Source organism: Priestia sp. SIMBA_032 (genome assembly GCF_046535215.1).
GTDB lineage: Bacteria > Bacillota > Bacilli > Bacillales > Bacillaceae_H > Priestia > Priestia aryabhattai.
This window is the reverse complement of record NZ_JAWRXD010000001.1, coordinates 549,426-573,500: the sequence shown is the minus strand read 5'-3', so window position 1 is coordinate 573,500 and position 24,075 is coordinate 549,426. Positions and strand designations below refer to the sequence as shown.

Below are 24,075 nucleotides of genomic sequence, written 5' to 3'. Positions count from 1 at the left end.
GACAGATATGACGAACGAGCTTTCAATGAAGAACATTACAAAAAACTTTGGTTCTTTTCAAGCGCTGAACAAAGTTAATGTTACTGTTCAAAAAGGGGAAATTCATGCTTTATTGGGAGCCAATGGTGCCGGTAAAAGTACGCTGATGAAAATATTGTGCGGAGCTTACGACGAGTACGAAGGAAAAATCTATAAAGACGGAGAGGAAATCTCTATTTCTTCTCCTAAAGAAGCGAAGAGCCACGGAATTGGAATTGTACACCAAGAAGTGGATGTAGCGCTGATTCCTTCGCTGTCAGTAGCTGAAAACATTGTGTTAGACCTGCAGGCTTCTAAGAAAAGCAAGACATTTGTAAACTGGAAATCTATTTATAAGAAAGCGGAAGAAGCCCTTTCTTTACTTGGTTCTTCTTTATCTGTTAAAAAAAATGTCGTTGATCTAACTCTATCCGAAAAACAGCAGGTGCTTATTGCACGTGCAATTGTACAAAATGTTGATTATTTAATTTTGGATGAACCAACCGCACCTCTTAGTGTGGAAGAGACGAAACAATTGTTTTCTGTGATGAGAGAGCTGAAGAAAAATGGAGTAGGCATTATTTATATTTCACATCGCCTTCAAGAAGTGGTTGATATTTGCGACCGCTTAACGGTTTTAAAGGACGGACGCTATGTAGCTACAAAAGAAACTTCACATACATCAATTGAAGACGTAATTACGCTTATGCTAGGAACGTCTTCTCTAAAGCAGTGGGTCAAAAAATCAGTAGAAGTTGGAAACGAACTTTTACACGTAGAAGCATTATCTCTTCCAGGGCGGCTTTCGAATATCTCTTTTCATGTAAAAGAAGGAGAGGTAGTCGGTATTGCAGGGCTTGTAGGAGCGGGGAAAACGGAGCTTTGCCGAAGTCTATTTGGTTTAGAGCAATATGTCAGCGGCAGCGTTCGGTTAAAAGGCAAGAAACTAAAGCTGAGTAAGCAGCCTTATTATTATATTGCACAAGGCCTTTCTCTTGTTCCTGAAGAACGAAGAAAAGAAGGAATTTTTGTTCATGAATCGATTGCCGATAACTTAGTTTTGCCAAGTCTGTCCCGCTTTACAAACTATTCGTTTCTAAAGCGAGGAAAGATCAAAGAAAAAGCGCAGAAAACGACGGGGCAAGTTGGCGTAAAGTCTCATTCTATCGAGCAGTCAGTTGGAACGTTAAGCGGTGGAAATCAGCAGAAAGTAGCAATCGGAAAATGGCTTGTTACGGACTCTAGCGTACTGTTGTTTGATGAACCAACTAAAGGAGTTGATGTCGGCTCTAAGCGAGAGATATTCGACTTAATTACAGGTCTTGTGTCACAGAAAAAAGGAGTTGTTTACGCAACCTGTGAATTCGAGGAGCTGCTAGGGGTAGCGGATCGAATTTATGTTATGTACAACGGAAAAATCGTGAAAGAATTATCCAAAGAAGAAGCAACTAGTGAAAAATTATTTTATTATACAGCAGGAGGAGTAAAAGGATGAGTGCGGAGTATGTAACAGAACCTGTAGCGAAACCAAAGAGAAAAATAAGCGTTTTTGACTTCTTTTATAAATATGGGACAGTCTTAATGATTTTTGTTATTATGATTATTTTTTCCATTGCCACACCTAACTTTTTAACAGGAGAAAACATAAGTGATATCCTGCGCTCAATTTCCATTGTTACCTTAATTGCGCTTGGTGTAACGATATCGTTAACCGTCAACGGACTCGACTTATCTGTAGGATCTACGGCTGGTTTAGCCACTATTTTATCAGCCTCTATGCTCGTTTTACACAGACAAGAAATTGCAGTTGTTATCATTGTTCCGATTATTGCATCGCTTCTTATCGGGTTAGTGAATGCTTTTTTAGTAGTGAAAGTAAAGATTCCTGATATTTTAGCCACTCTTTCAATGATGTTTATCGTACAGGGGATTTTATTAACGTATACAAAAGGCTCAGCTATTTATACCAATATGCCTTTACCAAGCGGAGAAAGAGCTCCGGGAATTTTTATTCCTTCTTTCCTTGCGCTGGGGCAAGGTCACTTTCTAGGTATTCCTGTTCCTGTTATCATTATGCTGCTGACTGTGCTGCTTGTTCATATCATTTTTTCCTATACGAAGTTTGGGCGTTTTTTCTACGTAACAGGAGGTAATATAGAAGCAGCAAGACTTTCGGGTGTACCGGTTAATCGTTACCGTATGTATGCCTATATGTTTTCAGGTTTGCTTGCTGGAATTGGAGGAGTCGTTTTAGCTGCCCGTATTGGAGTAGGAGAAGTGAACGCGGGCTCACCATTTTTAATGGATGCCGTAGCTGCTACATACATTGGCTTTTCAGTATTTGGAGCAGGGAAGCCGAACGTATTCGGGACGCTGATTGGCTCTATTTTAATCGGTGTGCTGTTAAACGGATTAACGATGTTAAATGTTCCGTATTATATGCAAGACATTATTAAAGGAGCTGTATTAGCAGGAGCCTTGGCTTTAACGTATTACCGCTCGAAACAAACATCTACGGCTGTGTAAACAGCCGTTTTTTTTCGTTTGAAATCGGCAAGAATAAGGAAAAACAATAGTATAGTCCACTATTTATGGAGAAAGAGGGAGTATAGATGAAACGTGTTGTCATTATAGGAGGAGTAGCCGCTGGAATGAGCGCAGCTTCACAGCTTCGCCGCATGAAAGAAAAAGAAGAAGTAGAAATCCTTGTATTTGAAAAAGGTGGAGATATCTCTTACAGCGCATGTGGCATGCCTTACTATCTGTCAGGTGTTGTAAAAGAAAAAGACGATTTGATTGCTCGGACGAAACAAGAATTTGAAGAGCGAAACATCTCCGTCCATCTTTTTCACGAAGTTAAAGAAGTAAATCATACAAAAAAATACATAGTAGTACAAGATGTAAAGGAGCAAACGAAAAAAGAGATAGCATATGATGAACTCATCATTGCAACTGGAACATCGGCTGTTAAACCCAATTTTATGAGTGATAATATGCCGAATGTATGTACATTAAAATCATTAGAAGACAGCGAAAGAATCTATACATATCTACAGGCTCACTCCGTAGAGAAAGTCACCATTATCGGCGGAGGATATGTCGGAATGGAAGTAGCTGAAGCAATGAAGGCTTTGGGAAAAGAAGTACGGGTTATTGAAAAGGGAAAGCAGATTCTATCAATTTTAGATCAAGAAATGGCAGAGCATTTACAACAGCAGCTAGATGACGATATTTTATTTCATTTCGAAGAAGAAGTCGAAGCATTGCTGCATTCAGATGGTTTCGTCACTCACGTTCAAACAAACTGTCAAACGTATCAAACGGATTTAGTGATTGTAAATGTAGGAGTTCGTCCGAATACGCAATTCTTAGAAAGAAACGGACTAAGAATGCTTGAAAATGGAGCAATTTTAGTAAACGAGAAGTTAGAAACCAACGTGCCTCATATCTACGCAGCAGGAGATTGTGCAACGAGCTATCACCGCGTATTAAAAAAAGATGTTCATATTGCTCTTGGAACCATTGCCAATAAGCAGGGAAGGGTTCTTGGTTACCGATTAGGGGGAGAAAATAGAGAATTTCCGGGTGTTGTAGGTACAAGTATTGTGAAAGTGATGGACTATGAAATTGGAAAAACCGGCATTTCGGAAAGAGAAGCAAGAGAAAATTCTCTTTTGTACAAAGCCATCACAGCCAAGGCTCCAAGTCATGCTTCTTACTATCCAGGAGCTGAAAAGATTGTGATAAAACTTGTTTATCATCCTGAAACAAAAGAGATTTTGGGGGTTCAAATGATTGGTAAAGAAGGAGTAGCAAAACGAATCGATGTATTTGCGACAGCTATCACTTGCCGCCTCACAACAGATGAGATAACCATGCTAGATCTTTCGTACGCTCCTCCTTTTGCTACAGTATGGGATGCTGTACAAATTGCTGCCCAGAAAGCTGAATAGAAAAAGATACAGTGACAAAAGTATGAAGATCCGAACGAAGTGATTCTTGATTAAGAATCAACTTCGTTCGGATTTTTTCATGGTGATGGTGAACGCAGATTTCAATCTTTTTTCTATTCGACAAGCAGCATCTTTTGTCGAAAAACAACTTGTAAAAAAAAGATAAACGGTATTCCTATAGTAATGTAAGCGTTTGTAAATTCCGACAAAATAATTTTTTCGCGAAAAAAATGTCTATTATTGCGACTCTATTTACATATTTAGTAGAATTTGTAATAATGCGTTATAAGCTAATTTCTTTGTCATAGGAGAGGATTTTGTGTTTGGAGTGAGAAATAGAACGAAATCAGAGAGATTATTAGTGGAAATCGTCCAAAAAAGACAAAAGATGGTGCAGCTCGGAGAAGAAAAAGGTCTGACTAATGAAGAAACCGTTACCTGTAGTCAAGAGCTTGATCAGCTCTTACTCGTTTATCAAAAGCAGCGTTTAAAAGAAGAGGAAGAAAAGACATCGTTTGCCACACTCATTAGCCGTTTTTTATCTTTTTCAAAGCTGTAATGCAGGACAAGCATTCGGGATCGGGCAGTAAAACAATTACGCTGCCCGTGGCCTCTCTTCAGCTTTAAAAAATGTTAATTAAAAAAATCATAAACAAAATACCAAAAATAAACGAATAAGTAGCAAATCTTTCGTTTCCATCGCCGTGACTTTCCGGAATCAACTCTTTATAAATAATAAAAAGCATGGCTCCAGCAGCAAAAGCTAATCCATATGAAACGAGAGAATCAACAAAGTTAGTTAAATAAAATCCGAGTAAAGCCGTTACAATTTCAACGGAGCCTGTAAGGGTCGCAATTAAAAATGCTTTTATTTTACTGATATTTTGCTGAGCTAAAAATAGCGCAACCAACAGCCCTTCAGGTGCATTTTGAAGACCGATTGCAAGTGCAATTAAGTTCCCTGTATTTTCAACATTTGAAGCGTAGCTAACACCAACAGACAGTCCTTCAGGAAGGTTGTGCAACGTAATAGCGGACACAATTAAAAGTGCTTTTTCATCAAATTGAATGCCGGTTTTAGAATGCTCAAGATCAATGTGAGGAATATTCTGCTCCAAGAGTGTTAATGTTACAACTCCAAGCAGTAAGCCAATTGCTAAGGAAAAAAAACCTCCGCTTTGAAGAGATTCTGGAATTAAGCTCATAGTAGAAGCAGCCGTCATAATACCTGCAGTGAGCGCAAGAAGCACATCTTTCCATCGATGAGTGAGTTCTTGATTCAAAAACAGAATAGGCAAAGCACCTACTCCAGTCGATAGGGCAGAAAGAATGCTTCCAATTAGTACCTCAGTCATAAACCGTCTCCTTTTATGTATTCTTCATTTCATCCTCAATTCACATCGTTCTTTTAGTGTATGTTTTTTTGTTTTTTATGAGCATGACTATTTTAAAATTGAATCTCATTATGAAAAAAAGTAAAAAAGTTGAACCAGTGAAGGTTCAACTTTTTAGGTAAAGTACAGCTCCTTAACTTGGTTAGCAATGTGCTCAAGCTTATTGGAAACTTGAGGAATGCCATACCCTACGTACAAAGGGGATGTGGCAAAGCGAGGAATGATTTTCGCCGCAATTTTGCCGTTTTTGAGATTATAAAAAAATAAGTTGTAGCTCGTGCAGCTACGATGAAAATGGTTTAATAAATAGTGAGCGGCCGTTTGAAGATAATCTGCAAAAGCGTGCAGCTCTTTGTCAAGCTGATCTGTGATCACGTTAAATTCAAAAAAGCCCATTCTAGGTTTTACAGATAAATTAAATGTGACGTGTTCATTTTTTGCAATTGTGACTCCTTCAAACTGCTCTAGCTTCACATTTTCATTTACATCCATCTCATTTAAACCAATAATTTGCATATGAGGATGCCGTAATGATCCTCCGGACATGGGACCGTGGTTTTTGAAGAAAAGAACAGAAGCATATTCACCGCTGTTCATCATCGATATCCATCGTTCAGTAGCGAAGCTCAGCAAGGTGTACAGATGTTCTTTTGGATAAATAGACAGTTCTGAAGAACACTCATCGGTCTCAATAATAACCGTCTGGTAAGCATCTTGCAGAACGGGAAACTTATTTTTCAGCCAAATGATAGGTCCTTGTTTTTCAATGATGCCTGTAAGAGATTCTACGTCGCAAAAGGGACAGGGGTTTTGCCGATTAACGATTGTTTCAGGCTTTTGTGAACCAATCGCGGAATTAAATAATAAATGGGTTGGTTTCATAATCATTCACCTTTTTATGTAATGTTCATATGTTTATTGTATTAAAAGCATATGTATAAATCCACTTATATACATTTTTTATCAAAAAAATTGTACAAGCGGAGAGAATAACCGATGAAATAAGCCTGCTTTGATTGACTTTGAAGGGAAATTTTAGTATTATCTTGATATCAAGATAATATTAAAGGAACTGATTAAAATGACGAATGATGTAACTAGAGAAGAGTTAGACCAATCTCTTAAATTATTTATTGTACTATCTCGTGCCAATCGTTCAATTAATGATCATGTGCATAAATTTATTCAACAGCATGGAATGAATCCAACCGAATTTGCTGTCCTAGAGTTATTGTACCACAAAGGCCAGCAGCCTCTGCAGCAAATCGGCGGAAAAATTCTGTTGGCAAGCGGCAGTATTACGTATGTAGTAGACAAGCTTGAGAAAAAAGGCTTCTTAGAGCGCGTTGCTTGTCCGAACGATCGCCGTGTAACATATGCAGCTATCACTCAGCAGGGCAAGGAAATGATTGAAAGCATGTTTCCGAGTCATGAAAAAAGAATTCATGATATTTTATCCGTTTTATCTAGCGAAGAAAAGGAAGCTGCTATTTCGATGCTTAAGAAACTGGGGCACTATGCAGATGAATTTTTACCGGAATCGACTAATTAATTAAGGAAAGCTCGTTTGTTTCTGTTGAACAAACGAGTTTTTTCTATGACTTCTTTCATAATTAATCGACATAAAAAATAAAAAGTGACAAAAAATTGAAATTAACAGGAATACAGCTAGATAAAAACGAATTAGGTTACATATAGACTATAGAGGAAGGGGAACAAATGATGAAATTTGAGAATTATACATATACGCGACCTGATATGAATGAAATTGAAAAGCAGTTTGAAAAGGCGATTACACATTTTACGGAAGCAGCGTCAGTCAGTCAGCAAAATGAGGAAATTCGTCTAGCAAACGATGCATATTCTCAGTACAGCACAATGGGGAACATCTGCTATATTCGTCATTCTATCGACACAGCGAATGAATTTTATAAAGAAGAACAAGACTATTTTGATGAAACACAGCCGCTTTTAGAAGGATACGTCGAGAAATTTTACAAAGCGTTAATCTCCTCGCCTTTTAAACGGGAACTAGAAGAAAAATGGGGCAAGCAGCTGTTCTCTCTTGCTGAAATGCAGTTGAAAACGTTCTCTCCGGAAATAGTAAAAGAGCTGCAGGAAGAAAATAAGCTATCGTCTCAATATACGAAACTAGTGGCGTCAGCTAAAATTGTATTTGAAGGAGAAGAAAGAACGTTAGCTCAGCTCGATCCGTTTATGGAGTCACCTGATCGAGAAATGAGAAAAAAAGCAGCAGAAGCGAAGTTTCAATTTTTCACCGATCATGAAGAGGAATTTGATGATATTTACGACAAACTTGTAAAAGTGCGGACCAAACTTGCTGAAAAATTAGGCTATAAAAATTTCGTAGAAGTGGGCTATGCTCGTATGTCTAGAATAGGCTACGATGCTGAAATGGTTGCCGCTTTTCGCAAACAAGTAAAAGAGTATATTGTTCCCCTTACTGAAAAACTAAAAAAGCGTCAGCAGGAAAGAATTCAAGTAGAGAGCTTAACTTATTATGATGAACCGTTTCAGTTTGAAACAGGAAACGCAGTGCCAAAAGGTGATGAAAAGTGGATTATTGAAAAAGGACGGGTTATGTATAAGGAGCTTTCTAAAGAGACGGACGAATTCTTTTCATTTATGCTTGAAAATAATTTGATGGATTTAGTCGCTAAAAAGGGCAAAGCAGGCGGAGGCTACTGTACGTTTATTGAAGAATACAAAGCGCCGTTTATTTTTTCGAATTTTAATGGAACATCGGGCGATATCGATGTGTTAACGCATGAAGCAGGGCATGCTTTTCAAGTGTATTCCAGCCGAGATATGGAAACCAATGAGTATCACTGGCCTACGCATGAAGGAGCTGAAATTCATTCAATGAGCATGGAGTATTTTACATGGCCTTGGATGGAGTTGTTCTTTAAAGAAGACAAAGATAAATACCAGTTTTCTCACTTAAGCTCAGGCTTAACTTTCTTGCCTTACGGGGTAGCGGTAGATGAATTTCAGCATGCTGTATACGAACACCCTGAGATGACGCCTTCGGAACGAAAACAAACGTGGCGCGAAATTGAAAAAAAATATATGCCTTCTAAAGATTATGATGGCCATCATTATCTAGAAAGCGGGGGCTTCTGGCAGCGCCAGCTTCATATTTACACGTCTCCGTTTTATTATATTGATTATACGCTCGCTCAAATTTGTGCATTTCAATTTTGGAAAAAGGATCGAGAAAATCATGAACAAGCATGGCAAGATTACGTTCATTTATGTAAGCTTGGCGGAAGTAAGCCGTTTTTAGAATTGGTAGAGGAAGCGAATCTGATTTCTCCATTTGAAGAAGGCTGCGTGCAGTCTGTAGTAGATGAAATTGAAAACTATTTAAATAGTATTGATGATAAAAAGCTATAAAAACAGAGATTGAGACATAACAAAATCAATCGAATCTAAAGACGAACAAATGGGATAAACAATCTAGTATGAATCGCTTATTACACCTCCGTTGATTTCCGTGCAAGGCTTCGCTTTCCGCGGTCGGTCGGTGAGTCTCCTCGGCGATTATGCTCCTGCGGGGTCTCACTTATTCCGCTTTTCCCGTAGGAGTCTTCGCCTTGCCCTCCAATCAACAGCTAGAAGCACCTAGATTAAACCTACGCTCACCCTCATAATAAAAAAATCCGAATGAGTTTGATTCTTAATCAAAAAACAAACTCGTTCGGATCTTCCTTCAACTAACATACTTTTGTTCCAGCCTCTTTTTTTAATGGTTAATTCCTTGTTCCCATAAAGGAATCGTAAGGGTAACGCTGGTTCCTTCGCCAACAGTGCTTTTAATCTCAAATGTTCCTTTATGCTGATACAAAATGTTTTTAATCACAACAAGTCCAAGACCGGTGCCTGAGGGTTTCGTGGTAAAAAAGGGCTTTTGAATATGCGTAAGCAAATTTGAGGGAATGCCGACTCCTGTATCTTTAATGAAAATAGTAAGATCTTTAGTATGCTGAGTAACGTTTAAATGAATTTCTCCTCCGCTAGGCATAGCTTCAAGCGCATTTTTTAATAAATTAATGAGTACTTGCTTAATTTGATTGGCATCACAGCAGATGTATGTATGCGGGGCTTCCACCTGCGTTCTAACGACAACATTTTTTAATACACATTCTGATTCATACAGAAGAATAACGTCATTTAAAATAGTAGAGAATGCATGCTTTTTCATAACCGTATCATGAGGTTTAGCGAGCAATAAAAATTCTCCAACGATTGAGTTAATACGATTCAGTTCACTCAGCATGATGGTTGTATAAGAATGATAGCGGCTGCTATCTTCGTGAATAAGCTGAATAAATCCATTCAGAGAAGTAAGCGGATTTCGAATTTCATGAGCGATGCCCGCTGCCATTTCGCCGGCTAAAGATAGCTTATCCTTTTGGCGAAGGAATTTTTCTGTTTCTTTTTCTTCGGTAAGGTCGCGTGAAATACCAAAAAGCGCAACGACTTGTTGATCACGATTAAAAATAGGTGAAACCGTGATTTCTACCTCAATTATTGTTCCGTCTTTTCGCTTATCTTGAGTTTCAAAGGCAACTAGCTTTTCTCCTTTTTTAACCCTTTCTAATCGGCTTTCAGCATTGCCTTTTAAGCTAGCAGGAATAAATGGAATGGCTTTTCCGACAATTTCTTCCGCTTGCCATCCGTATATTTGCTCAAAAGCATCGTTTACTTTAATCACTTTCCCGTCTAGACTGAACACGGCAATGGCGTCGCGGTTATATGTAAAAAAAGATTGTAAATACTCTTGAGCTGAGTAAAGTTCATCTTCGGTTTTATTCATTTTGACCGTCGTAATAGCAATCAATTTTTTAGAGAAATGAGCACAGTATAACAAAATAATCATGGTGATCAGCGTAAACAAAATGAAATAAACGATATCTAATTTCACGAAAGTCACAGATGTAAAAAGAGTGTTGCTTACATAAGAGTACAAAACAATTATTATGGACATTAATGTAGAAATTACAATAGCGATATAGCTATAATAAATAAAGCTAACAATAATTCCAAGAAACAAAAACAAATAATTAATAACAGCAGGTTCAATAGATGTCATGTACGCAATATAGGCATAATAGCATATGAAAAAAGAATACATAATGATAGCCGGATGAAAATGAAAGTAATACATAGCTGTCACTAGCAGTAATAAAACCCCTCCGCTTATAAAAACAATCAGATGAGGATCAGCTGCAATAAAGTGGTATAACACGATGTGGACAAAATACAGCAGCCAGAAAATAAGTAAAAGAATAAAATTCCGTTTTTTTATGAGGTTGTGTGATTCCATAAAAAATCCCTTTCTTAAATGGTGAATAATTTTATAGGAGAATAACTTTATAGTCAGCTAGTCGCACGATGTAGTGATATATCACTCATATTAGCATAGTTACAACTGTGTGAATAGCCGAATTGAGCACTTAGACCAAGGAAGATAGATCTAGAATGTGGCTGGCCATAAACTATTAAGGAAATATGAGGAGAATATGAACGAAATGAAGGAGATGTAAAGCTTTTGTGATAACCTTGTAAAAGTGAACTTTTTTCCAATTGGATAGGCTATACTGCCAGTAGAGCCATATGAATGGTGACTACATAGAGGCTCAGATGATTCGAAAGGAGACGGTAAAATGAATAAAAGTTTATTAGTCAAGTTATTTGGATCACTTCTAGCAATTATGTTAATCACAGCATGCAACTCACAAACGGATGAAAAAGATGCCACAGAACAGCAAACAGAACAGTCGGATGATACTCATGCGGAGGATACAACGACAGATGACTCACAGGAAACAATGAAGCAAGACGAAGCAGATGAATCATCTGGGGATGAAGCAACTGATGATCAAGAAGAATCAGCGGATAGTGCCGGCGAAAAAACAGACGAAAAAACAGATGAAAGTAAATAAACGTAAACATTTCTATAAAAAAAAGCGACTCTACTTGAGTCGCTTTTTCTATTAGTTTTGTACAGTAATTTCGCTTGCTTCATTTAACGTTACGTTCACTGTTGATACGTCCGCATCATCTAACAGTAAATCTGTAATTCGATCTTCAAGCTGTTCTTGAATTGCTCGGCGGAGCGGTCTAGCACCGAATGCAGGGTGATAGCCAAGTTCAGCCAGTTTTTCTTTTACTTCAGCTGCTACATGCAGCGTGATGTTTTGTTCTTGTAATGTTTCTTTTAATTCAGCAAGCATAAGGTCAACGATTTTAATTAAGTTATCTTTTTCAAGGTGATTAAATTCAATGATTGTATCAAATCGATTTAAAAACTCTGGTTTGAAATAAGATGAAAGTGAATCTAAAACGGATGCCTGTTTAAGCGCATCATTTTCTGCGTCAAACCCAACCGTAATTTTCTTTTCACCTACACCAGCGTTACTTGTCATAATGATAACCGTGTCTTTGAAGCTTACTGTACGACCTTGACTATCTGTTAGGCGTCCATCTTCTAAAATTTGCAAAAACATATGCTGAACGTCTGGATGAGCTTTTTCAATTTCATCTAGTAAGATGATAGAATAAGGATTACGGCGTACTTTCTCTGTTAATTGTCCTGCCTCTTCATGACCTACGTAGCCAGGAGGTGAGCCGATTAGTTTAGACACCGCGTGTTTTTCCATGTATTCACTCATATCTAGACGAACCATTGCATCTTTTGAGCCGAATAGTTCTTCAGCTAATGTTTTGGTTAACTCTGTTTTACCGACACCTGTTGGACCGACAAATAAGAATGAACCAATTGGGCGATGCTTCGCTTTTAATCCAGCGCGAGAACGTCGAATCGCTTTTGCTACTTTTTCTACAGCTTCCTGCTGTCCAATTACTTTTTGAGCTAAGTGCTCAGCTAAATGCTTCATTTTTGCTGATTCATTTTCCTGAAGTTTACCAACAGGAATACCCGTTTTCTTTTCAATAATTGCTTGAATGTCAGCAATGTCCACATTCATTTTTTGCTGTTCTTCGTTCAACTGTTTTTCAAGAGCAGCTTCTTCATCGCGCAGTTTTGCCGCTACTTCATATTTTTCATTCTTTAGCGCCTGCTCTTTTTCTTTTGTGATTTCTTTTAAGCGAGCGGCCGCGTCGTCTTTATTTGTAATGCCTGCCTGTAAGTTCATTTTTGAACCTGCTTCATCTAGCAAGTCAATTGCTTTATCAGGCAAAAAGCGATCTTGAATGTAGCGGTGTGATAAATTTACACAAGCGCGGATCGCTTCATCTGTATAGCTAACGCCGTGGTAATCTTCATATTTACTTTGAATTCCTTTTAGAATTTCAACGGCTTCTTCGACAGACGGTTCGTGAACCATAACCGGCTGGAAGCGTCGTTCAAGAGCCGCATCTTTTTCAATCGAACGGTACTCTTTTAAAGTTGTAGCTCCGACTACTTGAAGTTCACCTCGTGCAAGAGCAGGTTTTAAAATATTGCTTGCGTCCATTGAACCTTCCGCTGAACCAGCTCCTACAAGAAGGTGAATTTCATCGATAAATAAAATCACGTTTTTTCGCTGTTGAAGCTCAGAAATTAATTGTTTCATACGCTCTTCAAATTGACCACGCACGCCCGTATTAGCTACGAGAGATGCTACATCTAACAGATATACATCTTTATTTAACAGCTTGGCAGGAACTTTCCCTTCCGCGATTTTTAAAGCTAACCCTTCAACAACAGCTGTTTTACCAACACCAGGCTCTCCAATTAGCACCGGGTTGTTTTTGTTTCTTCTATTTAAAATTTCAATGACACGCTCTACTTCTTCTTCGCGGCCAATAACAGGGTCAATTAATCCCGTTTTCGCAATTTGAGTTAAGTTTCGACCGAACTGGTCTAAAAATCCGCTGCCGCCATTTCCTTGCTGTGGCTGTTCCGGTGCAGCTTGTTCTTGTGACATTTGCTTGAATAAATCATCGATGTTCATAAAGCCGCCACCTCCAAAGCCTGATGGGATTTTATGTTCTTTCATTAGTGCTTGATAACATGTATGACATAGACGATATTGAGATTTTTGGTTATTTGTTTGTACATTTAATTGAATAGATGCTTCACGTTTATTACAGTTTTGACAAATCATTTAATTAGCCTCCCTAAATGATTTTAATCGAAGATCAGCAGGTGTTTGACCTTTCTTGACCTTTCGTAATTTTATTATACTTTGACCTTTTTTGACTTTCAAGTCTTTTGCTTAAAAAATTTTTAAGGGAAGTTCCTCGCTTATGTACAAAAGGTAGTACATTAAAAAAAGATGTGTTTTATGTGTACCCGTTCTATACATGTAAAAACATGAGAGGCATTTTGTACAATGATCTGCTTGGAGAGGGAATTAATATTAATAAGAAGAAAAGTGGAAAACTGAGTGCAAAGCTTACCGTTGGATAAAATAAGTTATTGACAGCAAGAAGGATAAAAATTATACTCAAGAAGGTTTGCACTTAACTGCGTAAAAGCATAAAAGCGTTTAAGTGAAAAAGAAAGATAGAAAGGGAATACCTCATGAAAAAAGAAATTTCATTTATACAATCAATAGCGGTGGTTTTGGTGCTATTAGCTATTATTTTTGTTTCATTATTTATGTTAAAACTACCGCCTCATATTCCGCTGATATTTGGTGTAGCATTTATTAGTGTGATTGGCTTTTTGTTGAAATATAAGTGGACAGAAATGGAGAAAGGGATTTTAGACGGTGTTAGACTTGGTGTTAAGCCTATCCTAATTTTAATGCTGATCGGGATGCTCATTGCGATTTGGATGGTAGGAGGAACGATACCGACGATTTTATCCTACGGCTTCCACTGGATTTCACCACAGTACTTTTTAATTAGTGCTTTGGTTATTACCGTATTAGTTTCAACATTCACTGGAAGTTCATTAACAACTGTCAGTACGGTAGGGGTCGCTTTATTTGGCGTAGGAACTGCTATTGGTGTACATCCAGGTCTAGCAGCGGGGATGATTGTTTCAGGAGCCGTGTTTGGAGATAAGATGTCTCCCTTATCTGATACTACAAATTTTGCTTCTGGTATCGTTGAAGTGCCGCTTCCTAAACATATTCAGCACATTACGTGGACGACGGTTCCAAGTATTGTCATTACCGCAATCATTGCATTGGTCATTGGGATGAACGGAAACCAAGAAAGCGTCAATTACGGAGAAATTCAAGGAATTCAAGAGGCATTAAAGCATACGTTTAATTTACACATGTTGACGTTGCTTTCTCCACTTTTAGTTCTTATTTTTTCGATGAGAAGAGTCGATGTATTGCCAACGTTAGTTTTAGGGATTGTAACGGCCATTATTACAGGAATGATTACACAGCATGAATTTACGCTGAGTCAATTGCTAGGCGTTCTTCAAAGCGGACCGGCAGTAGAGTCAGGAAATAAAGTAGTCGATGCCATTGTAAACAAAGGCGGATTACAGTCCATGATGTTTTCTATTTCTCTTATCATGATTGCCTTGTCGCTAGGTGGCTTGATGAGAGCGGTTGGAATTATCGATGCTTTATTAAAAGGATTAGCAAAACAAATCCGCCGCAGCGGAGACGTTATTTTTGCTACGCTTCTATCTTCAATTGGAGTTAATGTTATTACAGGAGAGCAGTATTTATCGATTCTTCTGCCTGGGCAGACGTTTAAGCCACTGTATGAAAAGTGGAACTTAGATCCGAAAAACTTATCACGAACGCTTGAAGACGGTGGAACGGTTATTAATGCTATTATTCCGTGGGGGGTCAGCGGCGCTTTTATTTCAACTGCATTAAATATTCCCGCGGCTGACTATATTCCATTTACATTCTTTAGCATTCTCTGTCCGATCTTTTCAGTTATTTTAGCATATACAGGCATTGGTATTGCCAAGAAAAAAGCTCAGTCTTAACTGGGCTTTTTTCTTTTTGAAAAAGGACAGGTAAAAAACGACAAAAAAAGTATCATTCCACTTTTCAAATCTATAATTTAATAATACAATTTACTATACGTCTTTCCTGTTCATGTATTTGTATGAATTCTTATTTCTTTATTAATGAAGAAATTTGAGTTTTGCGGTATGATAAATAAGCTGCATTGGCGATGGGATGAATGCCCTTTTTAGCAAACATTTAAGAAGGGTAAAGCCAAATGAAAACACTCATTATAAAAGAGAAAAGATATTTATTGAGGAGAGGGTTTCTGTTGAAAAAATGGGGCATCATTGCATTAATCACTGTAGCTGTGCTCGGTGTGACAGCGGTTTTTAACCGAGCTGAAAGTGATGATGTAAATAAAGAAAAATTGAATTTATTATCGCCTTATTCAAATAAAGTAGATGTATATAGCATTACGTATCCTAGTGATAATTTAAAGATAAAAGGGTTTTTAGTACAGCCTAAAGACATTGCAGACAAACATTACCCGCTTTTAGTATATAATCGCGGAGGAAATCGCGAACACGGTATGATTCGCGCAAAAACACTTCAGTACTTATCATATTGGGCAAGTAAAGGCTACGTCGTTGTAGCGACTCAATACAGGGGAAATGGTGGAAGTGAAGGAACTGAGACCTACGGCGGTAAAGATATTGACGACGTATTAAATCTTATTAAGTGGGGAGAACAGCTTCCTTATGTAAATCATCAGCAAAAGGTAGCGCTAGGCTATTCACGCGGCGGTATGATGACGTATTTAACGATGAAAAACGGCGTTAAATTTGATGCAGTTGTCGTACAATCAGGTATTACAGACATGTTTCAATTCTACGATCAAAGAGGGCCTGAAATGAAACAAGTGCTGCGGACAATTGTAGGAGATCCGGCGCAATATCCAGAGAGGTATAAAAGTCGTTCTGTTGTCTATTGGAGTGATAAAGTAAATTCACCACTGTTAATTTTGCAAGGCGATCATGATCGTAAAGTTCACCACACTCAGGCTGAAAAGCTTGTGAAACAGCTAGATGAGCAGGGAAAAGAATACAAATATATACTGTACAAAAACGGAGACCATCCGCTAACTGCTTATTATGATCAATATAACGCGGAAATTGATAAATGGTTTAAAATACATTTAGGTAAGCAGTAAAGAAATTGGAAGCAGTTTTGATGAATGGAAAAGAGCAGCTTGTTTTATCCTACTACATGTAAGCATATAAAAAGGGGATGAAGCAAAATGACTCAGTCTAAAAGTCAAAAAGAGCGTCAGTGGAATGTACGAAAACAATCACAAAACCCATCGCATGGAAAAGTAAAATCTTTTGAAGAACTATCAGAAGAAATCACGCCTAAACGTAAATAAGGTAACCATTATATAAAGGAAGACAAAAAAAGGAGAGCTGAAGCTCTCCTTTTTCTATGTTTGTTTATGGATTTGTGGACCACATGCCCGCAGATTTGATAAAAATACGCGGATGCAGCTTTAATTGTGCTACCATAATTTCTGCTAGGTCTTCAGGCTGCATCACTTTATCAGGATTGCCATCTGTTAAGTTTTCTTTATATGCTAATTCCGTTGCTACTGTACTTGGCGTTAGCGCTGTTACACGAATATTGTGTTTGCGCACCTCTAGCGCTAGAGATTCAGTTAAGCCGAGCACGCCAAATTTTGAAGCGCTGTAAGCACTTGTAACGGGAGCGCCTTTTTGACCAGCAGTGGATGAGATATTGATGATGTCTCCACCATTCTTTTCGATTAATTGAGGTAGAACGGCGCGCGTTACGTAGTAAACGCCCATTAAATTCACATCAATGATTTGTTTCCACTCAGCTGGGTCTAGCTCTAAAAAGCTTCCGAATTTACCGATTCCCGCGTTGTTGATTAAGATATCCGTTGCCCCTAATTTTGTATGTAGATGCTCAACTGCTGCGTTTACTTCTTCCATAGAAGAAACGTCTGCTGTTGCGTAAGCAACTTGTACATCAAATGCTTCTAGTTCAGAAGCAACAGCCTTTAAATCCGCCTCTGTACGAGCAATTAAACCGATATTTACGCCTTCTTTTGCTAATTCAATTGCAGTTGAACGACCGATGCCTTTTCCTGCTCCTGTAATAAGAGCTACTTTGCCTTTAAGTGATTGTGCCATATATAGACTCCTTTCAATGTTCCGCATAAACATTCTTCATAATAACAAAGAATTATCCATTACTATCCTATAGAAATGCACAAATGATGTCAAAAATAAAGATTATTAAAATGGCTTCAAGTATAAGTTTCCTTTTCATACAAAAACTATAGAGACTAAAAAGAAGAAATCCCGTTTCTTTTCCTTCAATGTAGTGGAGGATGAGCAATGCGTATAAAAAACCTATCTGAGTTAACGAATAAATCCAAACAGCGGAAAGAAAAAGCTGATGAATAGAAGGACTCTAAGAAAACTAGTGCTTCTTCTACACATGAAGAGCAGAAATTATCGGAGAGGGTGGGAGATAATTTATCCCTCATGAAAAAAGCACTGAGACAGCGTACGGACTTAGTGGTACGAGAGTTTCGAATTTCGATTGAAGAAAAATTCACTTTAGGTGTTGCTTACATCGACGGGTTAGTAAAAAAAGACGAAGTTGAACACTATTTTGGATGTTATCTATCTTTTTTAAAGTTGTCATTGTGTTCTATGCCATTCAGTTAAGCATCGTCCAATTGTGTAATTTACACGTACGTAATTTTTTAAGCTTTCCTTTAGGTCTAATCATTACAGGCGTAGCGTATTATATTATTCCGAATACAGCATAATTTAATTATTTTGAAAAATATTACTGACCTTTTTATTTATTCGTACTAAGCCTCTGTTTTCCCTTATTATTTATTGCTCTTTCTTATATAAAGAAAAATAAGGAAGCTAAAGGTGATAGAAGCCAACAAACATAGCATTATTTATACGCATGTGGTATAGTATACGATGACAATTCAAGAAGAAACGCCGTACACGTTTGTATATGTACGGGAGAGGTTCGAAAACTCCCTCTATAAAAAACTAAGATCATCGTTGATGACAAAAGACACGGTTTTGGCGTGTCTTCTTTCACGTGCTTTTCTATCAACCCGTCTTTTTGACGTGTATGCTGGCGAGTACGTGTATCTTAGTTGCTTTTTAGGGAGATTGCTGAAAAAGAGCAGTCTCTTTTTTGTGTTATAAAATTAGTCACAAAGGGAACGAACGGTTCAATAAAGTTTCTTCTTCTTTTGATTTCAATCAAAAAGGAGACGAACAATAATGATGAAAAATGAAAAAGCTATTGTTGTATTTAGCGGAGGTCAAGATAGTACAACATGTCTATTTTGGGCTTTGAAAAACTTTAAAGAAGTAGAAACGGTTACTTTTCAATATGGTCAGCGTCATAGTCAAGAGATAGAGGTAGCCAAGACTATTGCGGCTGATTTAGGTGTAAAGCATACCGTCCTAGATATGTCACTTTTAAATCAATTAGCACCAAATGCACTAACGCGAGATGATATTGATATTGAGCAAAAAGAAGGCGAATTGCCTACCACGTTTGTGGATGGACGCAATCTGTTGTTTTTATCATTTGCAGCCGTACTGGCTAAGAACAGCGGAGGCCGTCATCTCGTAACAGGCGTTTGTGAAACTGATTTTTCGGGATATCCAGACTGCCGAGATGTATTTGTAAAATCGTTAAACGTCACGCTTAATTTATCAATGGATTTTGAGTTTGTGATTCATACGCCGCTCATGTGGATTGATAAAGCAGAAACGTGGGCTTTAGCGGATGAGTTAGGAGCGCTTGAGTATGTGCGTGAAAAAACGTTAACGTGCTACAACGGTATTGTTGCCGATGGATGCGGTGAATGTCCCGCATGTCAATTGCGAAAACGTGGGTTAGATCAATACCTGCAAACAAAAGAAGGAGGAGAGAAATAATGCTGCAACAAATGTATCCGCAAGTGTTTCATGACTATGAATATGAACTAAACAAAGATATGCAGTTTGCTGCGGCACATTTTGTTCCTCACACAGAAGCAGGAAAATGCCGTCAAGTCCATGGACATACGTATTTTGTAAATCTAACTGTTGCCGGAGATACATTAGACGAAGCGGGCTTCTTAGTAAATTTTGCGCTATTGAAAAAAATTGTTTCTGGTCAATTTGATCATACATTATTGAACGATCATTCTATCTTTAACGAAGAAAATCCAAATGATTTTCCTACAACTGAAGTTGTTGCACGTAAAATTTATGAGTTGGTTCAAGAATATCTAGACACACTACCAAATAAGCCTTCTTGCGTACAAGTATTCGTGCGGGAAACGCCGACAAGTTACGTAGTTTACCGCCCAAAGAAGGTGAAAAAACGTGGCTAATACAATTCCAGTACTTGAAATATTCGGACCAACGATTCAAGGGGAAGGAATGGTTGTAGGACGTAAGACGATGTTTGTTCGTACTGCAGGCTGTGATTATTCCTGCAGCTGGTGTGATTCAGCTTTTACATGGGATGGATCAGCTAAAAACGATATTCGTCAGCTAACAGCAGAACAAATTTGGACGGAGCTAAAAGAAATTGGAGGAGAGTGCTTTGATCACGTTACCATTTCTGGAGGAAACCCTGCGCTTATCAAGGCAATTGATTCACTTGTAGAGCTTTTGCACAGTCATGGGGTAAAAGCAGCTCTTGAAACACAGGGAAGCCGTTATCAGGATTGGTTCCTAAAGATCGATGATTTAACGATTTCTCCTAAGCCTCCAAGTTCATTAATGAAAACAAATTTCTCGGTATTAGACGATATTATAGAGACATTAATAAAGGAAAAACGCATGGCGCACATAAGCATAAAAGTCGTTGTATTTAATGATGAAGACTTTGAGTATGCAGCGTCTGTTCATGAACGTTATCCTGAAGTGCCATTTTTTGTTCAAGTAGGCAACGAGGACTTAACGACAATCGATAATGCATCGTTAACACAAGAATTGCTTAAAAAGTATGAGTGGTTAATCGACAAGGCAGTAGCAGCTAAAAACATGAACGATGTAAGAGTTCTGCCGCAGGTTCACGCCCTTGTTTGGGGAAATAAACGAGGCGTGTAAGCGCATAGCAAAAAATTTACAAAGAAAAATAAAAACAGATATATACAAAATAAAAAAACGCTGTTAGAATGACAATCGTAGAAAGAGAGGAAATGCAAATGAGCGGTCGAAAAGATGAAGAATTAGAAGGTGTATCACTCCTTGGAAATCAAGGAACAAACTATTTGTTTGAATATTCACCAGAGATTCTAGAAGCATTTGATAACAAACATCCAAATCGTGATTATTTTGTGAAATTTAACTGTCCGGAATTTACGAGCTTATGTCCAAAAACGGGTCAGCCGGATTTCGCAACCATTTATATTAGTTACATTCCAGATGAAAAAATGGTGGAAAGCAAGTCGTTAAAGCTTTATTTGTTCAGCTTCCGTAACCATGGAGATTTCCATGAAGACTGTATGAATATTATTATGAATGACTTAATTAAACTGATGAATCCAAGATATATTGAAGTATGGGGAAAATTCACACCACGCGGCGGGATTTCAATTGATCCATATACAAACTATGGCCGCCCTGGTACGAAGTATGAAGAAATGGCTAATTATCGCCTAATGAATCATGATTTGTATCCAGAAACAATTGATAATCGTTAATTCGAACAAACAGGTTGTGTATGCAACCTGTTTTCCATTGCAAAAACAACAGATGAGAAGGTGAAAGAATGTCACAGAGATCAGCATTAGTATTAGGTGCAAGCGGACTTGTTGGTCAAGAACTTTTAAAAATGTTATTAAGCAACAGCTTATATAACCATGTGACAGTGTTTGTTCGAAAAAAGCTACCAATCGAACACACAAAGCTACGTCAGCTCGAAATTGATTTTTCAGAGCTTGATAAGCACGAAGAATGCTTTGCAGTTGATGATGTATATTGCTGTTTAGGCACGACAATGAAAAAAGCAAAAACAAAAGCGAAATTCATTAAAGTGGACTACGAATTTCCTTTAAAAGCGGCTAAATGTGCAGAAAAGTATCGCTGCAAAAACTTTTTAACGATTACAGCAATTGGTGCTGATCTTCGTTCGCCATTCTTTTACAGTAAAGTAAAGGGGCAAGTAGAAGAAGATATCGCAAGCTTGTATATCCGTTCTACTCACTTTTTCCGCCCATCGTTATTATTAGGCAAGCGCCAAGAGTTTCGCCTATTTGAAAAGCTTGGGGGATATACGTTAAAGTCGTGTTCATTTTGCCTTGTAGGAAAGTGGAGAAAATATCGTCCAATTAAAGCGTATAACGTAGCCAAATCCATGATGAAAGCTGCCCTTGAAGATAAATGTGGGGTTCATGTACATGAAAGCCAAGACATCTATACAGGTGAATGCTATTATTCGTTTACCAACGGTAAGCGAGTATTATCAAAATAAAGAAAAGCCTCTTCATAAGAAGGGGCTTTTCTTCTATCTTCCGTCACCATCCGCATCTCCATCTCCATCTCCATCTCCATCGCCATCATGATCGTGCTTAGATGCAGATTCACTCCAGCTCGTGTAGGAGTTAGAATCTTCTTCGGCATAATTCATGGGTTCAACGGATGTTTTTTTATTTGAAGTTTGTTTGCGTTTAAAAACGAACTGCACGATGAAAAAAAGAATGACAATAAGAGCAACGATAAACAATACAGTATCAAACATGCTAGTAATTCCTTTCGCTAAAAAGATAGTAGTAGCTTGTTCTTATTGTCACACGAAAATAAGCCCCTTTCAAGAAAAAATGGGGCCTGTTTTTGTTTCTTTAAGGAAACTTTTTTTATCTCAGCCATATATTATTGTATAAAGAAACATTTTGGAAAAGAGGGAGTACAGTGAAAAAAAGTTCAAAGGATGTTAAGGTGCAACAGTATATTTACCTCATGTATAAGCTGGGGATTATTACAGAGGAACAAAAGAATCAATTCTTTCAAAACCAATAAAAAAGCAACCGCTTTTGCTTTCCGGCTGCTTTTTTCCTTTACATAGCTGGATTAATGATGGTGTAGTTTTTGTGGTTGACAACAGTTCGCTGTTCTAAGTCTAAATCGCGGTAGTTTGTCATGTAAGTCAAATCTACAATCACGGAGTTTTCATTTACTTTTTCGACAATGCCCTGTAAGCCATTTTTAAATTCTATCAAGTTTCCTACCTCTGCTATTTTCATGATTCATCGCTCCTTTGTTTTAAATTAGTTCATTATAAATTTTTGCAATAATTTTAATTTTAAAAATAGTAAAACTAGTTAGCGTTTTCTTTTTTACAATTTTGCCTTAAAACTGGGAATTAGTAAAGAGTTTTTTGAAAAAATATAAAATAAAATTGAAAAAATAAGTAAAATGTGCTGAGAAATAAAAGGAATTGGTAGCTTTAATGAAAGAGAGAAGCAGGACAGTTTCATCTTTGTGCATCTTTCGTTATAATAAACGAGGTGTAATCTTGTCAGAAATTATAAGAATTAGAAGGTGTAGAAATTGAAAGATACTGGACTCGTGCTCGAAGGAGGCGGTATGAGAGGCCTTTATACAACTGGAGTTTTAGATTACTTTATGGAAAGAAATCTGTATCTTCCGTATGTAATTGGCGTTTCAGCCGGCGCTTGTCATGCCACTTCTTATTTATCTAGACAAATAGGAAGAAGTCGCAAAGCTAATTTAGATTTTTTAGAGGATCCTCGCTACTTGTCGTGGAAAAATTATTTTAAAACAAAAGAGATATTTGGAATGGATTTCGTTTTTGATGAAATTCCTAATCAGCTTCTTCCATTTGACTTTGAGGCATTTGCTGAGCGTACAGAGAAGCTTGTAGTAGGAGCAACGGACTGCGTGACGGGAGAACCCGTTTATTTTGATGAGTATGACCGGGACATTTTGACAGCAGTTCGCGCTTCTAGTTCCCTTCCATTTTTAGCACCTGTCGTTACATATAAAGGAAAAGAGCTGTTAGACGGAGGAATCAGTGATCCGATTCCAATCAAAAAAGCAGTGCAGGATGGATATAGAAAAAATATCGTTGTGCTAACGCGAAACGAAGGGTATCGAAAAAAGAAATCAAATATGCTTTGGTTATTGAAACGCAAATATCGTCATTATGATGGGCTGACTCGTGCGCTTGAGAACCGCTATAAATTGTATAATGAAACATTGTCATATATTGAAGAACAGGAAAGACAGGGGAATATCTTTGTGATTCGTCCGCAAACCCCTCTTGTAGTAGGGCGAATTGAGAAGAATCGTGAGCGTCTCGACGCTCTTTACAACCAAGGATATAAAGAAGCTGAAGCTCAATTTGCATCTCTACAAAATTGGCTGAACAGTTAAAAGTGAGGTGAAACTGAATGGATGAACAAACAGTAATAAACATGTTGAATGAGTTAAGTGAAGGAAAAGTAAACGAAATTAAAGTTAAAAAAGAAGACTTTCTTGCTTTTCGCCCTTTTTTAGTAAATCGCCCTGATTTCAAACATTTTCGTGGAATAGCCGGACGCGGTGGGGATTTCACCTATACGTATCTAGAAATTCCTAGGAGCTAAACGAAATGATGGCATTATTTGATTACGCCTTATATAATGGATGTATGAGCCTGTACAGTAGAGAATATACTGTTACAAGTGCTTGTGCGTTTATTTAGTAGCGTACGGTAAGATCGAATAAACGTGTTTAGTTATAGGAGGGA

At 37.7% G+C, this 24,075-nt stretch carries 26 protein-coding genes and 1 riboswitch; of the genes, 18 read left to right on the top strand and 8 right to left on the bottom strand.

What is annotated here, in order from left to right:
• Positions 1-7 precede the first annotated feature (7 nt).
• The 4 genes from SB717_RS02885 to SB717_RS02870 all read left to right on the top strand — a co-directional run bounded on the left by SB717_RS02885 (position 8) and on the right by SB717_RS02870 (position 4,530).
• Positions 8-1,513, top strand: a complete 1,506-nt coding sequence (locus tag SB717_RS02885) for a sugar ABC transporter ATP-binding protein (RefSeq protein WP_098621531.1) — start codon at positions 8-10, stop codon at positions 1,511-1,513.
• On the top strand, positions 1,510-2,544 hold the full coding sequence (locus tag SB717_RS02880) for an ABC transporter permease (protein WP_074678518.1): 1,035 nt from the start codon (positions 1,510-1,512) through the stop codon (positions 2,542-2,544). The genes SB717_RS02885 and SB717_RS02880 overlap by 4 nt, the downstream gene beginning before the upstream one ends.
• A gap of 86 nt (positions 2,545-2,630) precedes the next feature.
• Positions 2,631-3,971, top strand: coding sequence for a CoA-disulfide reductase (locus SB717_RS02875; protein WP_410903158.1), 1,341 nt, complete (start codon positions 2,631-2,633; stop codon positions 3,969-3,971).
• 319 nt (positions 3,972-4,290) lie between these two features.
• Positions 4,291-4,530: an aspartyl-phosphate phosphatase Spo0E family protein gene (locus SB717_RS02870; protein ID WP_013082228.1), complete on the top strand. Its 240-nt coding sequence runs from the start codon at positions 4,291-4,293 to the stop codon at positions 4,528-4,530.
• A gap of 64 nt (positions 4,531-4,594) precedes the next feature.
• Here the strand turns inward: SB717_RS02870 and SB717_RS02865 are convergent, their stop codons facing one another.
• Both SB717_RS02865 and SB717_RS02860 read right to left on the bottom strand, forming a co-directional pair.
• Positions 4,595-5,326 carry a ZIP family metal transporter gene (locus SB717_RS02865; protein ID WP_074678512.1) on the bottom strand — a complete coding sequence of 244 codons (732 nt, stop codon included), beginning with the start codon at positions 5,324-5,326 and terminating at the stop codon, positions 4,595-4,597.
• A 153-nt stretch (positions 5,327-5,479) separates the two neighbouring features.
• Positions 5,480-6,247 (bottom strand): DUF4931 domain-containing protein, encoded by a 768-nt coding sequence (locus SB717_RS02860; protein WP_074678510.1) that lies wholly within the window; start codon positions 6,245-6,247, stop codon positions 5,480-5,482.
• A gap of 199 nt (positions 6,248-6,446) precedes the next feature.
• Here SB717_RS02860 and SB717_RS02855 point away from each other — a divergent pair, with 199 nt between their 5' ends.
• Both SB717_RS02855 and SB717_RS02850 read left to right on the top strand, forming a co-directional pair.
• The gene (locus SB717_RS02855) at positions 6,447-6,917 is read left to right on the top strand and encodes a MarR family winged helix-turn-helix transcriptional regulator (protein WP_074678508.1); all 471 of its coding nucleotides are present in this window, start codon (positions 6,447-6,449) and stop codon (positions 6,915-6,917) included.
• A 170-nt stretch (positions 6,918-7,087) separates the two neighbouring features.
• Positions 7,088-8,782, top strand: coding sequence for a M3 family oligoendopeptidase (locus SB717_RS02850; protein ID WP_410903437.1), 1,695 nt, complete (start codon positions 7,088-7,090; stop codon positions 8,780-8,782).
• 80 nt (positions 8,783-8,862) lie between these two features.
• Here the strand turns inward: SB717_RS02850 and SB717_RS02845 are convergent, their stop codons facing one another.
• Together SB717_RS02845 and SB717_RS02840 are read right to left on the bottom strand one after the other, a co-directional pair.
• Complete coding sequence (locus tag SB717_RS02845; protein ID WP_410903157.1) at positions 8,863-8,997, bottom strand: hypothetical protein; 135 nt, start codon at positions 8,995-8,997, stop codon at positions 8,863-8,865.
• Positions 8,998-9,131: 134 nt separating this feature from the next.
• Positions 9,132-10,715 (bottom strand): PAS domain S-box protein, encoded by a 1,584-nt coding sequence (locus tag SB717_RS02840; protein WP_410903156.1) that lies wholly within the window; start codon positions 10,713-10,715, stop codon positions 9,132-9,134.
• A gap of 340 nt (positions 10,716-11,055) precedes the next feature.
• On the opposite strand from SB717_RS02840, the gene SB717_RS02835 reads away from it, so the two are divergent.
• Entirely contained in the window at positions 11,056-11,334 is a 279-nt protein-coding gene (locus SB717_RS02835; RefSeq protein ID WP_410903155.1) for a hypothetical protein, read from the top strand.
• Between the two features lie 51 nt (positions 11,335-11,385).
• Here the strand turns inward: SB717_RS02835 and SB717_RS02830 are convergent, their stop codons facing one another.
• Positions 11,386-13,500: an ATP-dependent Clp protease ATP-binding subunit gene (locus SB717_RS02830; protein ID WP_182004158.1), complete on the bottom strand. Its 2,115-nt coding sequence runs from the start codon at positions 13,498-13,500 to the stop codon at positions 11,386-11,388.
• Between the two features lie 419 nt (positions 13,501-13,919).
• Here SB717_RS02830 and nhaC point away from each other — a divergent pair, with 419 nt between their 5' ends.
• From nhaC to SB717_RS02815, 3 genes are all read left to right on the top strand, one after another.
• Positions 13,920-15,302, top strand: a complete 1,383-nt coding sequence (gene nhaC / locus SB717_RS02825; RefSeq protein WP_410903154.1) for a Na+/H+ antiporter NhaC — start codon at positions 13,920-13,922, stop codon at positions 15,300-15,302.
• Between the two features lie 293 nt (positions 15,303-15,595).
• Positions 15,596-16,477: an alpha/beta hydrolase family protein gene (locus SB717_RS02820; RefSeq protein ID WP_074678499.1), complete on the top strand. Its 882-nt coding sequence runs from the start codon at positions 15,596-15,598 to the stop codon at positions 16,475-16,477.
• 87 nt (positions 16,478-16,564) lie between these two features.
• On the top strand, positions 16,565-16,690 hold the full coding sequence (locus SB717_RS02815) for a DUF6254 family protein (RefSeq protein ID WP_013082238.1): 126 nt from the start codon (positions 16,565-16,567) through the stop codon (positions 16,688-16,690).
• A 64-nt stretch (positions 16,691-16,754) separates the two neighbouring features.
• On the opposite strand, the gene SB717_RS02810 is transcribed toward SB717_RS02815, so the two are convergent.
• Positions 16,755-17,474, bottom strand: coding sequence for a 3-ketoacyl-ACP reductase (locus SB717_RS02810; RefSeq protein ID WP_013082239.1), 720 nt, complete (start codon positions 17,472-17,474; stop codon positions 16,755-16,757).
• A 357-nt stretch (positions 17,475-17,831) separates the two neighbouring features.
• On the opposite strand from SB717_RS02810, the gene SB717_RS02805 reads away from it, so the two are divergent.
• The 6 genes from SB717_RS02805 (at position 17,832) to SB717_RS02780 (ending at position 21,798) form a co-directional block, all read left to right on the top strand.
• Complete coding sequence (locus SB717_RS02805; protein ID WP_312036027.1) at positions 17,832-18,017, top strand: hypothetical protein; 186 nt, start codon at positions 17,832-17,834, stop codon at positions 18,015-18,017.
• A gap of 311 nt (positions 18,018-18,328) precedes the next feature.
• Positions 18,329-18,372, top strand: a riboswitch (PreQ1 riboswitch).
• A gap of 233 nt (positions 18,373-18,605) precedes the next feature.
• Positions 18,606-19,268: a 7-cyano-7-deazaguanine synthase QueC gene (gene queC / locus SB717_RS02800; RefSeq protein WP_410903436.1), complete on the top strand. Its 663-nt coding sequence runs from the start codon at positions 18,606-18,608 to the stop codon at positions 19,266-19,268.
• Positions 19,268-19,708, top strand: a complete 441-nt coding sequence (gene queD / locus SB717_RS02795) for a 6-carboxytetrahydropterin synthase QueD (RefSeq protein WP_013055983.1) — start codon at positions 19,268-19,270, stop codon at positions 19,706-19,708. Before queC ends, queD begins: the two co-directional genes overlap by 1 nt.
• A complete protein-coding gene (queE, locus tag SB717_RS02790) occupies positions 19,701-20,432 on the top strand; it encodes a 7-carboxy-7-deazaguanine synthase QueE (RefSeq protein WP_410903153.1) in 732 nt (243 codons plus the stop codon). The genes queD and queE overlap by 8 nt, the downstream gene beginning before the upstream one ends.
• Before the next feature lie 98 nt (positions 20,433-20,530).
• Positions 20,531-21,028, top strand: coding sequence for a preQ(1) synthase (queF, locus tag SB717_RS02785; RefSeq protein WP_013055985.1), 498 nt, complete (start codon positions 20,531-20,533; stop codon positions 21,026-21,028).
• Positions 21,029-21,096: 68 nt separating this feature from the next.
• Positions 21,097-21,798 carry an NAD(P)H-binding protein gene (locus SB717_RS02780; RefSeq protein ID WP_028414147.1) on the top strand — a complete coding sequence of 234 codons (702 nt, stop codon included), beginning with the start codon at positions 21,097-21,099 and terminating at the stop codon, positions 21,796-21,798.
• 33 nt (positions 21,799-21,831) lie between these two features.
• Here SB717_RS02780 and SB717_RS02775 read toward each other — a convergent pair whose 3' ends face one another.
• Positions 21,832-22,065, bottom strand: coding sequence for a hypothetical protein (locus SB717_RS02775; protein ID WP_410903152.1), 234 nt, complete (start codon positions 22,063-22,065; stop codon positions 21,832-21,834).
• Positions 22,066-22,381: 316 nt separating this feature from the next.
• Complete coding sequence (locus SB717_RS02770) at positions 22,382-22,567, bottom strand: YkvS family protein (RefSeq protein WP_013055988.1); 186 nt, start codon at positions 22,565-22,567, stop codon at positions 22,382-22,384.
• A gap of 307 nt (positions 22,568-22,874) precedes the next feature.
• On the opposite strand from SB717_RS02770, the gene SB717_RS02765 reads away from it, so the two are divergent.
• Together SB717_RS02765 and SB717_RS02760 are read left to right on the top strand one after the other, a co-directional pair.
• On the top strand, positions 22,875-23,720 hold the full coding sequence (locus SB717_RS02765) for a patatin-like phospholipase family protein (RefSeq protein ID WP_013055989.1): 846 nt from the start codon (positions 22,875-22,877) through the stop codon (positions 23,718-23,720).
• A gap of 17 nt (positions 23,721-23,737) precedes the next feature.
• On the top strand, positions 23,738-23,932 hold the full coding sequence (locus SB717_RS02760; protein WP_410903151.1) for a hypothetical protein: 195 nt from the start codon (positions 23,738-23,740) through the stop codon (positions 23,930-23,932).
• Positions 23,933-24,075 lie beyond the last annotated feature (143 nt).